Below are 15,325 nucleotides of genomic sequence, written 5' to 3'. Positions count from 1 at the left end.
CGTAGGTTGAGTGGTCTAGTCAGGTCAATGCGTCTGCGGCGGATTGGGCGTTGGCGGCTTCGGCGGGGGCGTTGGCTCGGGTGTAGGCGGCGGCGGCCTGGAGCAGGCAGGCGCGGAATTCAGCGGGGCGGTCGATGCTCGCGTGGGCAAGGCCCAACTTCTCGAAGGTCTGGCCTGCCCCGTACCAGTCTTCGAACTCGTGGCAGATGTCAAGGTCCTTGCCGTACGCCTCGATGGCCTCCTTCACCTGGCCTGTCTCCCACAGGGCGAGGCCGAGGTTGTGCCATGCCGTGCCCTCAAGGTGGCGGTCCCCGACGGTCTGGTAGAGGTCGCGGGCGCGGGTGTGGGCGTCGATCGCTTCCTCCGCCCGGCCCGCCCACCGCAGGGCGTTGCCGAGGTTGTTCCACGCGTGGGCCTCCTCCTGGCGGTCCCCGGCGGTTTGGTAGAGCTCGCGGGCGCGGGTGTGGACGTCGATCGCTTCCTCCGCCCGGCCCGTCGCCGCCAGGGCGTTGCCGAGGCTGTGCCACGCGCGGGCCTCGCCGTGGCGGTCCCCGGCGGTTTGGTAGAGGTCGCGGGCGCGGGTGTGGGCGTCGATCGCTTCCTCCGCCCTGCCCGCCTGTTGCAGGGCGTTGCCGAGGCTGATTTCCGCTCTGGCCTCGCTGAGTCGGTCCGCGGCGCGGTGGGCGGCCTCCCTGGCGGCACGTGCGACGGTGAGCCCGTCGTCGAAGTAGCGTCGCCAGCGCAGGTACTCCGACAGGCACACTGCCAGTTCCACCGCCTTCTGCCCGTACCGCTCCTCACCCGCCCACTGCACGGCGGCGATCAGCGCCGCGCGCTCCCGGTCCAGCCACGCCAGCGCCCCCCTCCGGTCCGTGAACCGCGGCTCCGGCATCCCCGGCAGCCACTTCAACCGAGCATGTGCCTCATAGGCCCAGAGCAAGTAGAAGTGCAGCAGCCGCTCCCGCGCCGCCTCCCCCTCCTTCCGCAAGTGCGCCTCCCTTGCCACCATCGCGACCGCGAACGCCCGCACCAGGTCATGCAACCGCCACCGCACATGCCCACCCGCCGACACCGGCGTCACGAGACCGGCGGAGGCCAAGTCCTCCAGCAGCCGCATGGCGACATCCATGTCCAGGGCGGTCAGAGACACGACGGTCTCCGTGCTCGCGTCGGAGCCGGGGGCCAGGGCCAGCAGACGCAGCAGCCGGGCCCGCTCGGGAGACAGACGGCGATATGAGGTCTCCAGCACAGGACGCAGAGCGAGCGAGCGGCCGTACAGGTCCGTGCCCGGGCTGCCGTTGTCCAGGACAGCGGTGGGGTCCTCCGCCTCCTTGATCTCGGCCACCAGGGAGGCGATGCCACGGTGCCGGCGCCGGCGGAGCATCGCGGCGGCGATATGGAGAGCGAGCGGCAAGTGGCCGCACAGCGCGGTCAGTTCGCACAACGCCTGCGGTTCCCGCGTCGCGCGGTCGTCGCGTTCGTCGGCGCCCTGAAGGGCACGGGCCACGAGGGCGACCGAGTCGTCCGGAGCGAGTGCCTCCAGGTCGATGAGACGTACGGGGAGGGCGTCCGGGCGATCCCGGGACGTGATCAGTACCCGGTGGTGGCCCGTACCCGGCAGAAGAGGCAGGAACTGGGACGCATCCGAGGCGTTGTCCAGGATCAGCAACGTCCGGTTCTCCCGCTCGGAGAGGAGCGTGCGGTATACGTCGTACTGACGCGCAGCCGACTGCGGCAGATTCGCGCCCTCCACACCCATCGCATCGAGCAGCGCCAGCACCGCCTGATCCGCCGTCACCGGATTGTCGTCGTACCCCCGCAGATCCACGAACAGCGTCCCGCCGGGGAACCACCCCCGTGCGCAGGCCCGATGCGCCGCCTCCACCGCCAACGCCGTCTTGCCGATGCCGCCCAGACCAGTGACGGTGAAGATGAGGACAGGAGGGGCGGCCGAGTCATCCGAATCGGGCGACAGCTGGGCGAGCAGCCGGTCCAGTTCCGACGACCGCCCCGTGAACCCGATCGGCCGAGGCGGCAGCGTCGCACTGGCTCGCGGAACCGGCCCGTGGACGGTCCCCCTACCGTTGCCCTCCGCTCTGCTTGCCGATGACAGGGCCGTAGAAGGTGCCGCCCCGGAAGTCGATGTGGTCGCCCCGGTACGCGCCACCCCCGTCCCCGCCCCGATGGGGACCCTCCTCGGAGTCGGCGGAACCGGCGGAGCCACCCCGCGGCCGATGCTTCCGCAACACCCCCACCGCCACCGAAGCCGCCCGCGCGGCAGCCCGCTCCTGTGACCCGGACGCGTCGTCGTCGCCCTTCTTCGCATTGGCCCGGTCGCTGATCCCCCGGATCACCAGCGCGTCCAGCTGCCCGCTCAGGTGCGCCGCGTGCGCCGCCCCCGACCCTTCCATCTCGATCGCGTACGCGTCGTTGTAGTTCCGCCGGATGAACTCGGCGAACGCCGATTCATGATCGGCCAGGACCACATCCCCGCAGGCGATCGGCTTTCGGTGCCCCCGCACCCCCTCCACCGCCAGGTCCCGCAACGCCGAACGCGCCGCCTGCACCAGCCGGTGCGAGCCGTGCCAGACCTCGGGGCGGGCCTGGAAACCGTCCGGTGTCACCTTGCCGCCCTGGACGGCGTACACCTTGGTGCCCACCACGACGTCCCCGAGTTCGATGTCGTCCTTCAGCCCGCCCGCGACTCCGACGAACAGCAGCGCCTCGGGGCGGAGCCAGGAGACCAGCTGCATGGTGAGCGCGGCGGCCGTCACCGCTCCCTCGCCCAGCTCGGCGATCGCCAAGGCCCAGGGCGTGCCCGCGAGCCGGCCGCGTTCGACGCGGGTTCCGTCGTGGTGGACGAGTTCCTCGGTCTCGTCGAGGTGGGCGCGCACGGCGTCGTACTCGACGGGGAGCGCGGTCAGGACGACGACGGTGGGTGATGTCTCGGACACGCGTTTAAGGTACTGCCAAGTGGCCCGGTAGGGCGGGGTGTTGGGGAGCCGGGGAAGGGGATGGCGATGGACGGGGCGGAGCGGGACGTGACCGCAGGGCAGCTGCTGCTCACCGAGTACCAGAGCGTGAAGGACGAGCAGAAGGCGCGGATCGGGTTCCGGGACAACCTGCTGTACGTCACCCTCGCGGTCGTCGCCGCCGTCATCGCCGCGGCGGCGCAGGCCAAGCAGCCGTCGATGCTGCTCGCGTTGCCGCCGGTGTGTGTCGTGCTCGGGTGGACGTATCTGGTGAACGACGAGAAGATCTCGGAGATCGGGAGGTATGTGCGGGGCGAGCTGGGGCCTCGGCTCGCTCGACTCGCGGGCGCGGAAGGCGCCTTCGGGTGGGAGGACTTCCACCGCGGGGACACCAGGAGGGTGTCCCGGAAGGTCGTGCAGCTCGTGGTCGATCTGCTCGCCTTCTGCGTCGTACCGCTGAGCGCGCTCGTCGTGTACTGGGCCGGGGACGGCACCTCGCCGGGGCTCGTCATCCTGTCCGTGGGCGAGGCGGCCGCGGTGGCGGCGCTGGGCTGGTACTTCGTCGGGTACGCGGTGCCGTTCGGTACGGCGGACGACGGGCGGCGGTGACTCAGCGGCGTTCGCCGCGCACCCACCGATACACCAACTCCGGCCTCCCCACCTGCCCGTAGACCGGCTTCCGCTCAGCCCTCCCCGCCTCCACCAGGTGTTCCAGGTACCGCCGGGCCGTGATCCTGGAGATCCCCACGGCCTCCGCGACCCCCGCCGCCGTGAGCCCCTCAGCGGCCTCCCGCACCGCCCCGGTCACCCGCTCCAGCGTCGGCCCGCTCAGCCCTTTCGGCAGTGCCGCAGGGCCCGGTGCCCGCAGGGCCGCCAGGGCGCGGTCCACCTCGTCCTGGCCGCTCGCCTCCCCGACCGCCGCGTGGAACTCGGCGTACCGCACCAGCCGATCGCGCAGCGTCGCGAAGGTGAAGGGCTTCAGTACGTACTGCACGACCCCCAGGGACACCCCCTCGCGCACCACGGCCAGATCCCGTGCCGACGTCACCGCGATCACGTCCGCGTGGTGCCCGGCCGCCCGCAGGGACCGTGCCAGTTGCAGCCCGTGCACATCCGGCAGGTGCAGGTCCAGCAACAGCAGGTCCACCGGCGTCCGCTCCAGCGCACGCCGCGCCTCCGCGCCCGTGTGCGCCTTGCCGACCGCGACGAACCCCGGCACCCGGCCGACGTACATCACGTGCGCGTCCGCCGCGACCGGATCGTCCTCCACGACCAGGACGCGAATCGCCTGCTCGGCCGCCGCCGTCATATGTCACCTCTCGAAACCACCGCGCCCTCGGAGCCCCGCACGGGGTCGGCTCCCCGCACAGGGTCGGCCTGCCGCGAAGGCCCGCCGCCCGGCGTGGGTTCGGCGCCGGGCGGGAGTCCGGCGCCCGGCGCGGCCCCGGCATCGGGCTCGCGTTTCGCACCCTCTCCCAACGGCATCCGCACCTCGAACTCCGCCCCGCCCCCGGCAGCCTCCGCCACCGACAGCGTCCCGTCGTGCCGATGCGCCGCCTGCCGTACCAGCGCCAGCCCCAGCCCCCGCCCGCCCGGCCCAGCCGGCTTCGTCGAGAAGCCGCGCTCGAACACCGCCTCCACGTGCGCGGGGTCCACCCCGGCCCCCGTGTCCGACACCCGCAGCACCAGCTCCCCACCCTCCGTGTACGCCGTCACCGTCACCCGCCCCCGCACGCTCCCCTGCGCGGCGTCCACCGCGTTGTCGATCAGGTTGCCGAGGATCGTCACCAGGTCCCGGGCCGGCAGCGAGGGCGGCAGCAGGCCGTCGTCCAGTCGGCTGTCCTCCGATACGACGAGTTCGACGCCCCGCTCGTTGGCCTGCGCCGTCTTCCCCAGCAGCAGTGCCGCCAGCACCGGCTCGCTGACCGCCGCGACGACCTGGTCCGTCAGTGCCTGTGCCAGCTCCAGCTCGGCGGTCGCGAACTCCACCGCCTCCTCGGCCCGTCCGAGTTCGATCAGCGAGACGACCGTGTGGAGACGGTTCGCCGCCTCGTGCGCCTGGGAGCGCAGCGCCTGGGTGAAGCCACGCTCGGAGTCCAACTCGCCCATCAGGGACTGGAGTTCGGTCACGTCCCGCAGTGTCACGACCGTTCCGCGCCGCTCGCCGCCCGACACGGGGGAGGTGTTCACCACCAGGACGCGCTGCGCCGTCAGGTGCACCTCGTCGACCCTGGGCTCGGACGCCAGCAGGGCCCCGGTCAGCGGTGCGGGCAGGCCGAGGTCCGCCACCGACCGCCCCACCACATCGCCGCCCACCCCGAGCAGCTCCCGCCCGCCGTCGTTGATCAGCGCCACCCGGTACTGCCCGTCCAGCATCAGCAGCCCCTCGCGCACCGCGTGCAGCGCGGCCTGGTGGTAGTCGTGCATCCGGCTCAGCTCGGCCGCGTTCATGCCGTGGGTGTGGCGGCGCAGGCGGGCGTTGACGACGTACGTGCCGATCGCGCCCAGCGCGAGCGCGCCCGCCGCCACGCCGAGCAGGGCCGTCAGCTGCTCCTGCACCCGCTTGCTGATCTCCTCGACCCTGATGCCCGCGCTGACCAGCCCGACGATGTCCTTCGGGGCCGTACCACCGTCGTAGATCGGCACGACCGCGCGGACGGACGGGCCCAGCGTGCCGGTGTACGTCTCGGTGAAGGGCTCACCGCGCAGGGCGGCCTCGGTGTGGCCGCGGAAGTGCTGGCCGATCTGCTTCTCGTCGGGGTGCGTCCAGCGGATGCCCTGAGGGTTCATGATCGTGACGAAGTCGACGCCGGTGTGGTGCTGGACGCGCAGCGCGTACGGCTGGAGTTCGGCTGTCGGGTCGGGGGTGCGGATCGCGTCGCGCACGGACGGGGCGTCGGCTATCGACTGGGCCACCGCCATCGCCTGGCGGCGCGCCGCGTCCTCGGCCTGGCCGCGGTCGCTGACGTAGGTGAACACCGCGTACCCGGCGACGAGCACCGCTATCAGCACGGCCTGCATCGCGAAGAGCTGGCCGGCCAGGCTGCGGGGCCTCGGGACGGAGATGCGCATGCCGTCAGTCTGCCCCATGGCCGATTTTGACCGCTCCCCCCTGTGGACGACCGCTTTCCCCTGTGGATGAGGGGCGGCACCACCCGGTGAACAGCGGTGCTCGCCGGGCGGTGCTCGCTGCGTTCATCGCAGGGTGATGCCCGCCGTACGCATCGTCGGTGATGCCCGCCGTACGCATCGTCACCGCAGCGTGAGCGGGGTCTCCGATTCGACGCGGGTCAGCTTCTCGGGGTTGCGGACGTAGTAGAGGCCGGTGATGCGGGCGTCCTCCATGCGGATCGCCATGACGCCGTCGATCTCGCCGTCCAGGCGCAGGACGAGTGCCGGGCTGCCGTTGACCACGGTGAGGCCGGTGGTGAGCGTGGCGTCGAGCTTGCCCGTGCCGCCGACGATGAAGCGGGCCACCTTGTCGGCGCCGACCACCGGCCGCGGTGCGGCCTGCTTGACGCCGCCGCCGTCGCTGACCAGGACGACGTCGGGGGCGAGCACGTCGAGGAAGCCCTGCAGGTCCCCGGTGGCGAGCGCGCGCTGGAACGACTCCAGGGCCGCCCGGGTCGCGCTCGCGGAGACCGGCGCGCGGGGGCGGCGGGCATCGACGTGCCGGCGGGCGCGGTGCGCGATCTGGCGGACGGCCGCGGGGGTCTTGTCGACGGCGGCCGCGATCTCGTCGTAGTCGACGTCGAAGACCTCGCGCAGCACGAAGACGGCGCGCTCCGTCGGGGAGAGCGTCTCGAGGACGAGCATCAGCGCCATCGACACGCTCTCGGCGAGCTCGACGTCCTGGGCCACGTCCGGCGCGGTGAGCAGCGGCTCGGGCAGCCAGGGGCCGACGTACGCCTCCTTGCGGCGGGTCATCGTGCGCAGCCGGTTGAGCGACTGGCGGGTCGTGATCCGGACCAGGTAGGCGCGCTGGTCGCGCACCTGCCCCAGGTCGACCTCCACCCACCGCAGCCAGGTCTCCTGCAGGACGTCCTCGGCGTCGGCCGCCGAGCCGAGCATCTCGTAGGCGACGGTGAAGAGCAGGTTGCGGTGGGCGACGAAGGCCTCGGTCGCCGGATCGGTGGCGTGATCACTCATGCCCAGGTCTCTCCCCTGTTCGTGCGCGGGCTAGGCCACGCGTTCGACGGTGGCCGGAGTCCCGCCCGCAGCCGTGGCCGGGGTCCCGCCCGCAGCCGTGGCCGAGGTCCCGCCCGCAGCCGTGCCCTGGGTCCCGCCATGCCCCGCCCGCAGCAGCTCCTGACGCTTGGCACCTCCTGAGACGCGGTGCAAGCGGAACGAGCCGGGCCGCCGCGACTCGTCGGCCAGATGCTTGACGATGCTGTCGCAGACGACCTCCTTGAGCCTCGCGCCGGGGCGGCCGTCGATGTGGAACCACAGCGCGACGTCGTACCGGTGGGCGAACTGGAAGATGCCGGCGCCGCGGCCCAGGCTGATGCACTGCCCGGCGAAGAACTGGTTGAGGGGCGAGGGCCGCTCACCCGCGATCCGGCTGAGCAGCGTGTCGGCGGCCCGCGCGCCCAGCGGTATCGCGGCCTGGCAGCTCATCCGCAACGGCAGACCCGACGGTGCCGCCGAGTCGCCGGCCGCGACGATGTGCGGGTCGTCCACGCTGGTCAGCGTCTCGTCGGTGAGCAGCCGGCCCAGGGCGTCGGTGCTCAGCCCGCTGCGCGCCGCCAGGTCCGGCACACCGAAGCCGGCGGTCCAGATGGTCACCTCGCTCGGCACTGTACGGCCGCCACCGAGCCGTACGGCGTCCCGGGCCACGGCCGTCACCTCCGTGTCGGGGCCCTCCAGCACGGTCACCCCGAGGGCGGCCAGCCGCCTGGCGACCGAGCGCCGCCCCCGCGGGTGCAGATACGGGCCGAGCACCCCACCACAGACCAGGGTCACGCTGCGGCCGGCCTCCGCCAGCTCGGCGGCGGTCTCGATACCGGTCGGACCGGCGCCGACGACCGTCACCGGCGCCTTCGCGGACGCGGCGTCGAGAACCGGCCGCAGCCGCTGCGCCTCCTCCAGGCCGGCGATCGGATAGGCGAACTCGGCCGCTCCGGGCACGCCCGGGTCGGCGCTGCCGCTGCCCACCGCGTAGACCAGGTAGTCGTAGCCGACCGTGCCGCCGGCCGCCAGCGTCACGCTGCGCTCGGCCGCGTCGATCCGCGTCACGCTGTCGACCACCAGCCGGACGCCCTCGGCCAGGACCTCCCGGTAGTCGACGACCGCGTCGTCGGACCCGCCCACCAGCTGGTGCAGGCGGACCCGGTGGACGAAGGTCGAGCGCGGGTTGATCAGCGTCACGGTCACGTCGTCGCGCAGGGTCAGGCGATTGGCTGCCATGACGCCCGCGTATCCGCCGCCGATCACGATGACGTTGTTGTTCTCGGTCATGACGTTGCTGTTCTCGGTCACGGTGCCTCCTCCGGTTCCAGGGGGTTCGACCTCAAGACACCGGGGCCTCGCTCGTTGTGACATGACGTGACCCAGATCACTGCACCGCTGCCACGTAACCGGGCGGTGAACTCAATGAACGGAAGGGTGACCGCCCTCACACGGCAAGGGATAGTCACCGCATCGCTGGAGTACGACGACCCCCGCTCCCCGGGGCGCGCTTCCCCGTCAGCGAACCCCCACCCCGGACGTGAGCCGCACGCCGGTGATACCGACGAAGACGTCAAGGAGGGCAGCCGTGGCCGCCGCCAAATCCCCCGATACGGCACCTGCCGCACCCGTCGCCAAGCGGGACCGCACGCACTACCTCTACATCGCGGTGATCATCGCGGTGGCTCTCGGTATCACCGTGGGCCTGGTCGCGCCCGACTTCGCGGTCGAGCTGAAGCCCATCGGAACGGGCTTCGTGAACCTGATCAAGATGATGATCTCGCCGATCATCTTCTGCACGATCGTCCTCGGCATCGGCTCGGTACGCAAGGCCGCCAAGGTCGGTGCCGTCGGCGGTATCGCGATGGGCTACTTCCTCGCGATGTCGCTGGTCGCCCTGGGCATCGGGCTCGTCGTCGGCAACATCCTGGAGCCGGGCACGGGTCTGCAGATCACCGACGCCATCAAGGACGCCGGTCACGAGCAGGTCGACGCGGAGGCCAAGGACACTACCGAGTTCCTGCTCAGCCTCATCCCGACCACGATGGTCTCCGCCTTCACCTCGGAAACGGTCCTGCAGACCCTGCTCGTCGCCCTGCTCGTCGGTTTCGCGCTCCAGGCCATGGGCTCGGCGGGGGAGCCGATCCTGCGCGGCGTGCAGCACATCCAGCGGCTCGTCTTCCGCATCCTGGCCATGGTGATGTGGGCCGCCCCCATCGGTGCCTTCGGCGCCATCGCCGCCGTCACCGGGTCCGCCGGCGTCGACGCGCTCAAGCAGCTCGCCATCCTGATGGTCGGCTTCTACGTCACCTGTTTCCTCTTCGTCTTCCTCGTGCTCGGCGCGCTGCTGCGCATCGTCGCCGGCCTCAACATCTTCACGCTGTTCAAGTACCTGGGCCGCGAGTTCCTGCTGATCCTGTCCACCTCCTCCTCCGAGTCCGCGCTGCCGCGCCTCATCGCGAAGATGGAGCACCTGGGTGTCAGCAAGCCGGTGGTCGGCATCACCGTCCCGACCGGCTACTCCTTCAACCTCGACGGCACCATGATCTACATGACCATGGCGTCCCTGTTCATCGCCGACGCCATGGGTACGCCGATGTCGATCGGCGAGCAGATCCCGCTGCTGCTCTTCCTGCTGGTCGCCTCCAAGGGCGCCGCCGGTGTCACCGGTGCGGGTCTGGCCACGCTGGCGGGTGGCCTCCAGTCGCACAAGCCCGCCCTGGTGGACGGCATCGGCCTCATCGTCGGCATCGACCGCTTCATGAGTGAGGCCCGCGCCCTGACGAACTTCGCGGGCAACGCCGTGGCCACCGTCCTGATCGGCACCTGGACCAAGGAGATCGACCGCGGGCGCGTCGACCAGGTGCTCGCCGGTCAGCTCCCGTTCGACGAGGCGACCCTCCAGGACGACGGCCACGGCGCCCCGGCTGCCGAGGCGTCGGAACGGGGCGACGAGAAGGAACTCGCCAAGGCGTAGGCGCTGCGCCGGGCGAGCCGGGGACGACTCGGGGCTCGCCGCCCCGACGCCCCTCGGCACCTTCCGCCCCTCCTCGCTCCGGACGTCCGGCCCCTCCTGAACCGGGGCCGGGCGTCCGGCCGTCATACTCCGGGCGGCTGGGATGCTCCCCCGTCTCTCAGCCGCCCGGTCGCAATCTCTCCACCCCGGCCCCACCACAGGCGCACGGCAACTGCCGTGCGCCTGACGGCGTTACCGGAAGCTTGCGTTCCCTGGCCACCGGGGCCGTGCGCCTCACGGCCGGCGTGGTTTCCGACCCCAGCCGTCCACGGGGCGTGACCACAAGAGCATGGCCCGCCCCGCCGGGGTGATGTCCACGGGAACGCTCCGCTCGGTCTGCGGCCGAGCTGCGGTCCCGGTGCCCGGCCGACGCACAGGCGCGCACACGGCCGAGCCGGGGCGGCCGCGTCACTCGGCACCCGGCCCGCTGCTCGCCGTGCCCAGCAGCGCCACCCCCGCGTTCAGGGCACGCCTGTCGGCGCGGTGGCCCATGTCAGCCGGTCGTTCCGAGAGTCTCGGCGACGGCCTTCGGGAGCCACTGCCGGGCGGGTGTGAAGGGGAAACCCAGGCGTGCGGCACGGGAGTTGTCCATGCCGTAGGCGCGGGTGAAGGAGAGCGGCGAGACCTCGCCGACCTCGACGTGCCGGAAGACGGGCTTGCCGTCCGGGATGTGGGCGGCGATCGCGTCGCACAGGTCGCCGGTGGTCAGCAGGCCGTGCGAGGCGGCGTTGACCGGCCCCGTGAAGTCCTGGCCCACCGCCCAGAACAGGAAGTCGGCGATCTCCTCGACATGGATGTACGTCGCCGGCTGGTTCACCACGGGCACGGCGATCGGCGTGCCGGTGCGGATGCGGTCCGCGTAGTACGTCATACGGCCCGTGAAGTCGTCGTCCCCGCCCAGCACATGGGCGACGCGCACCGCCGCGTACGGCAGGTCGGGGCCGGCGGCGAAGACGGCCTCCGCCTGCCGCTTGCCCTCGCCGTAGTGGGCGTCGAGGAACTCCGGGTCGTCCCAGGGCAGTTCGAGGTCGACGGTCACGTCCAGCGGATCCACGTCCGTCTCGCGCACGGGGGCGATCGAGTCCTCGTACTCGTACACCTCCACCGTCGATGTCAGCACGTAACGACGGGTACGGCCGGCGAGGACCCGGCGGGCGATCTCCGCCTGCCGCGGCGTGTAGCAGACCTGGTCGACCACGGCGTCGAACGTCCGTGAACCCAGCGCCGCCGTCAGGGACTTCTCGTCGTTCCGGTCGGCGACAAGGTGGACCGCGCCCGACGGGGGCGCCGACGATCCGCGATTGAGAACCGTCACCCGGTCCCCGGCCGCCAGCAGTCGCGCGATCAGCCGCTTGCCGAAATAGCGGTTGCCGCCGATGACCAGTACCTCTCGTGCCTTTCGCATGACCATAATTCTCCGGGCCATACACCGCGTCCTGAAGGGGAAGACATGGGAGATCAGGCCGCCGTGCCGAAAGAACCACGGTATCTGCGCCCAGCCACCAGCGAAACACCGGTGGCCTTCGACGCCCTGGACCGGCAGATCCTCGAACTGCTCCAGACGGACGGCCGGATCAAGCTGAGCGAGCTGGGCCGCCGCGTACGGCTCAGCCCGGCGGCCGTCACCGAGCGCGTACGGCGACTGGAGGCGGCGGGCGCGATCACCGGGTACGGCGCCCAGGTCGCCCCCGCCCGGCTCGGCTACGGCATCCAGGCCTTCATCCGCGTCAACCCGCACGGCGGCTACACCCTCAAACACCCCCGCACCCTGGAACTGCTCGACCGCCCGGAGATCATCGAGGTCCACCACGTCGTCGGCGAGGACTGCTGGGTCCTCAAGGTCGCCGTCGAGGACACCGTCCACCTGGAGGAGGTCCTCGAACAGACCTCGGCGCTGGGCCGTACGACGACATCGATCGTGCTGTCCTCCCCGGTGCGCGGAAAGCCGCTCCTGCCGCGGTTGCCCTGACGTCGGCGTCAAGGATTACGTTCGTACGCATGCGAATCGGCGAGCTGGCCGCACGGGCCGGGACCACGACGCGCACGTTGCGCTACTACGAGTCGCGGGGGCTGCTGCCCGCGCGGCGCAGCGGCAACGGGTACCGGACATACGACGAGAGCGACCTGAAGCTGCTTCGGCAGATCCGGACGCTGCAGGACTTCGGGTTCGACCTGGAGGAGACGCGGCCGTTCGTGGAGTGTCTGCGGGCCGGGCACCCGGAGGGCGACACGTGCTCCGCCTCGCTCGCGGTCTACCGGCGCAAGCTGGACGAGCTCGACGCGCTGATCGGGGAGTTGCAGACCGTGCGCGCCAAGATCGGGCTGCGGCTCGCACTCGCCGAGGGGGAACCACCGTTGTGCGAACTGGGAGGGCAGGAGCTGTGATCAAGGCGGCGGGCGTGGCAGAGGTGACGGACGAGGACTTCGAAGCGGAGGTGATCGGCTCCGACCTGCCGGTGCTGGTGCAGTTCACGGCCGAGTGGTGCGGCCCGTGCCGCCAGCTCGCGCCGGTCCTGAGCGCCATCGCCGGCGAGGAGGGCGAGCGGCTGAGGATCGTCCAGCTGGACGTGGACCGCAATCCGAACACCACGATCGCGTACGGCGTGCTGTCGACGCCGACGCTGATGGTGTTCCGGGGCGGCGAGCCCGTGAAGTCGATGGTGGGCGCGCGGCCCAAGCGCAGGCTCCTGGAGGAGCTCGCCGACGTGCTGTGACCCACTTCGGATACTCGGATACGAAGAAATCCCCCGGGCAATTGCGCCCGGGGGATTTCTTTGCGTATATTCAATGGTTCGCGACTTCAAGTCGGATTGGGCCCGACGAAGTTGCGGTGAAGTCCAGTGAGCACACTATATCCGGGCGGGAGCAGAATTGTCAAACACCGAATTGCAAGACGGTGAAATGCGACGCGAGCAGGAATTCATCGACTCCCTGTACGTGCGCGTGGACGCGCTGCGCGGCGACACCGAGGTCTCCGTGGGGGACGCGCTCGCCCAGGGCAACACGCCCATGCAGGCCCGGCTGGAGCGGGACATCCTCGTCGCCGAGCGCTCGGGGCTGCTCGCCGCGCTGAACGCGGTGGACGGTTCGCTCTGCTTCGGCCGGATCGACCTCGCCTCGGGCGTCCACCACCACATCGGCCGCATCGGCCTGCGCACCGACGACGCCGAGCGCACGCCGATCCTGATCGACTGGCGGGCCGACGTCGCCCGCCCCTTCTACCTGGCCACCGGCCACACCCCGATGGGCATCAGGCGCAGGCGGCACATCACCACCAGCGGCCGTACGGTCACCGCCCTGCACGACGAGATCCTCGACCTGGGGGACCAGGAGCGGACCGGCCACGAGGACCCGACCGGCGACGCGGTCCTGCTCGCCGCGCTCAACTCCGCGCGCACGGGCCGGATGAGCGACATCGTGCAGACCATCCAGGCCGAGCAGGACGAGATCATCCGGGCACCGCACCGCGGAGTGCTCGTCGTCGAGGGCGGCCCCGGCACGGGCAAGACGGCGGTCGCCCTGCACCGCGCCGCCTATCTCCTCTACGAGCACCGCGAACTGCTCGCCAAGCGCGCCGTTCTGATCGTCGGCCCCAACCCCGCCTTCCTCGGCTACATCGGCGAGGTCCTGCCCTCGCTCGGCGAGACCGGCGTCCTGCTGGCCACGGTCGGCGAGCTGTTCCCCGGCGTGAAGGCGACCGCGACGGACACGCCGCAGGCGGCCGCCGTGAAGGGGCGGGCGGAGATGGCCGACGTGCTCGCCGCCGTCGTACGCGACCGGCAACTGCTGCCCGACCCGGTGATCGCGATCGAGCACGACCGCGAGGTCCTGATGCTCGACGACGACCTGGTGAACGTGGCGCGCGAGCGGACGCGGGCCGCGAAGCTCCCGCACAACGGGGCGCGCGAGCACTTCGAGGGCTACATCCTCAACACGCTCACGGACATGGTCGCCGAGCGCATCGGCACGGACCCGTACGACGGCGGCAACCTCCTCGACCCGAGCGACATCACCCAGATCCGCGACGAACTCGCCGAGAACCCCGAAGTCTGGTCCGCCATCGACCAGTTGTGGCCGGTGCTCACCCCGCAGCGGCTGGTCGCGGACTTCCTCGCCGACCCCGAGGGATACGTCCGCGACGAGGACGCCGCCGCCATCCGCCGCCCGGTGACGCGGGCGTGGACGGTCGCGGACGTGCCGCTGCTGGACGAGGCGGCCGAACTGCTCGGCGAGGACGACCGGGTCGCGCGGGCGCGTGCCGAGCGCGAGCGGGAGACCCAGATCGCCTACGCGCAGGGCGTGCTGGACGTGTCGTACGCCTCCCGGACGTACGAGTTCGAGGACAAGGAAGACAGCGATCCCGACGGCTCCGAGGTGCTGTCGGCCCACGACATCATCGACGCCGAGCGCTTCGCCGAACGCCAGGAGGAGGACGACCACCGCAGCGCCGCCGAGCGTGCGGCGGCCGACCGCACCTGGGCGTTCGGGCACATCATCGTGGACGAGGCGCAGGAGCTGTCGCCGATGGCGTGGCGGCTGCTCATGCGGCGCAGTCCGACCCGCTCGATGACGCTGGTCGGCGACCCGGCCCAGACGGCCGAGGCGGCCGGTGTCGGCTCCTGGGCCGGGATCCTGGAGCCGTACGTCGAGGACCGCTGGGACCACACCCGCCTCGGCGTCAACTACCGCACGCCGGCCGAGATCATGGAGCTGGCCGCGGCGGTGGTCCGCGCCGAGAACCCCGAGTTCGAGCCCCCGAGTTCGGTGCGCTCGACAGGGGTACGGCCGTGGATCCGCGCCACCGACGACCTCCCCGGCGCCGTGGCCAAGGCGGTCGCGGAACTGACCCCGGAGGAGGGGCGGCTGGCGGTCATCGCCCCGCGCGATCTGCACCGGTCGCTGGCCGCGCGGCTGGACGGCGTGACGGCGGGCGCGGAACCCGACCTGACGCGGGCGGTCGTACTCCTCGATCCGCGCCAGGCGAAGGGGCTGGAGTTCGACTCCGTGCTGGTGGTGGAGCCCGGGCTGTACGGCACGAGCGACCTGTACGTGGCGCTGACACGGGCGACGCAGCGGCTGGGGGTGCTGCACACGGGGTCGCTGCCGCGGGGCTTGGCCGACAAGGCGCTGCCGCTGAGCTGAGCGTCTCTGGGGGCTGCCGCCCCCAGAC

Annotated in this window: 13 protein-coding genes; 6 read left to right on the top strand and 7 right to left on the bottom strand. The window is 71.6% G+C overall.

Translation table 11 applies throughout. The features are described 5' to 3' along the window. Positions 1-19 precede the first annotated feature (19 nt). On the bottom strand, positions 20-1,975 hold the full coding sequence (locus QQM39_RS12590) for a tetratricopeptide repeat protein (RefSeq protein WP_367669688.1): 1,956 nt from the start codon (positions 1,973-1,975) through the stop codon (positions 20-22). A gap of 103 nt (positions 1,976-2,078) precedes the next feature. Further along, entirely contained in the window at positions 2,079-2,954 is an 876-nt protein-coding gene (locus QQM39_RS12585) for a 5'-methylthioadenosine/S-adenosylhomocysteine nucleosidase (protein WP_301996784.1), read from the bottom strand. A 66-nt stretch (positions 2,955-3,020) separates the two neighbouring features. Between QQM39_RS12585 and QQM39_RS12580 the strand changes: the two genes are divergently transcribed. Continuing rightward, entirely contained in the window at positions 3,021-3,581 is a 561-nt protein-coding gene (locus QQM39_RS12580; protein WP_301996783.1) for a hypothetical protein, read from the top strand. 1 nt (position 3,582) lies between these two features. On the opposite strand, the gene QQM39_RS12575 is transcribed toward QQM39_RS12580, so the two are convergent. The 4 genes from QQM39_RS12575 to QQM39_RS12560 all read right to left on the bottom strand — a co-directional run bounded on the left by QQM39_RS12575 (position 3,583) and on the right by QQM39_RS12560 (position 8,429). Continuing rightward, the gene (locus tag QQM39_RS12575) at positions 3,583-4,281 is read right to left on the bottom strand and encodes a response regulator (protein ID WP_301996781.1); all 699 of its coding nucleotides are present in this window, start codon (positions 4,279-4,281) and stop codon (positions 3,583-3,585) included. Beyond that, positions 4,278-6,044 (bottom strand): sensor histidine kinase, encoded by a 1,767-nt coding sequence (locus QQM39_RS12570; protein WP_301996780.1) that lies wholly within the window; start codon positions 6,042-6,044, stop codon positions 4,278-4,280. The genes QQM39_RS12575 and QQM39_RS12570 overlap by 4 nt, the downstream gene beginning before the upstream one ends. A gap of 180 nt (positions 6,045-6,224) precedes the next feature. Beyond that, positions 6,225-7,121 (bottom strand): RNA polymerase sigma-70 factor, encoded by an 897-nt coding sequence (locus QQM39_RS12565; RefSeq protein WP_301996779.1) that lies wholly within the window; start codon positions 7,119-7,121, stop codon positions 6,225-6,227. 30 nt (positions 7,122-7,151) lie between these two features. Beyond that, positions 7,152-8,429 (bottom strand): NAD(P)/FAD-dependent oxidoreductase, encoded by a 1,278-nt coding sequence (locus tag QQM39_RS12560; RefSeq protein WP_302003563.1) that lies wholly within the window; start codon positions 8,427-8,429, stop codon positions 7,152-7,154. A gap of 298 nt (positions 8,430-8,727) precedes the next feature. Between QQM39_RS12560 and QQM39_RS12555 the strand changes: the two genes are divergently transcribed. Continuing rightward, a complete protein-coding gene (locus tag QQM39_RS12555) occupies positions 8,728-10,116 on the top strand; it encodes a cation:dicarboxylase symporter family transporter (RefSeq protein WP_301996778.1) in 1,389 nt (462 codons plus the stop codon). 532 nt (positions 10,117-10,648) lie between these two features. Here QQM39_RS12555 and QQM39_RS12550 read toward each other — a convergent pair. After that, positions 10,649-11,560 (bottom strand): NAD-dependent epimerase/dehydratase family protein, encoded by a 912-nt coding sequence (locus QQM39_RS12550; RefSeq protein ID WP_301996777.1) that lies wholly within the window; start codon positions 11,558-11,560, stop codon positions 10,649-10,651. Positions 11,561-11,605: 45 nt separating this feature from the next. On the opposite strand from QQM39_RS12550, the gene QQM39_RS12545 reads away from it, so the two are divergent. The 4 genes from QQM39_RS12545 (at position 11,606) to QQM39_RS12530 (ending at position 15,297) form a co-directional block, all read left to right on the top strand. Then, the gene (locus QQM39_RS12545) at positions 11,606-12,124 is read left to right on the top strand and encodes an Lrp/AsnC family transcriptional regulator (protein ID WP_301996776.1); all 519 of its coding nucleotides are present in this window, start codon (positions 11,606-11,608) and stop codon (positions 12,122-12,124) included. Between the two features lie 29 nt (positions 12,125-12,153). Beyond that, entirely contained in the window at positions 12,154-12,540 is a 387-nt protein-coding gene (locus QQM39_RS12540) for a MerR family transcriptional regulator (protein ID WP_301996775.1), read from the top strand. Further along, positions 12,537-12,869 carry a thioredoxin gene (trxA, locus tag QQM39_RS12535; protein WP_301996774.1) on the top strand — a complete coding sequence of 111 codons (333 nt, stop codon included), beginning with the start codon at positions 12,537-12,539 and terminating at the stop codon, positions 12,867-12,869. Before QQM39_RS12540 ends, trxA begins: the two co-directional genes overlap by 4 nt. A gap of 187 nt (positions 12,870-13,056) precedes the next feature. Next, positions 13,057-15,297, top strand: a complete 2,241-nt coding sequence (locus QQM39_RS12530) for a UvrD-helicase domain-containing protein (RefSeq protein WP_301996773.1) — start codon at positions 13,057-13,059, stop codon at positions 15,295-15,297. Positions 15,298-15,325 lie beyond the last annotated feature (28 nt).

Source organism: Streptomyces sp. DT2A-34 (assembly GCF_030499515.1).
Taxonomy (GTDB): Bacteria; Actinomycetota; Actinomycetes; order Streptomycetales; family Streptomycetaceae; genus Streptomyces.
The sequence above is the reverse complement of the archived record's forward strand: the minus strand, read 5'-3'. Positions and strand labels throughout refer to the sequence as shown.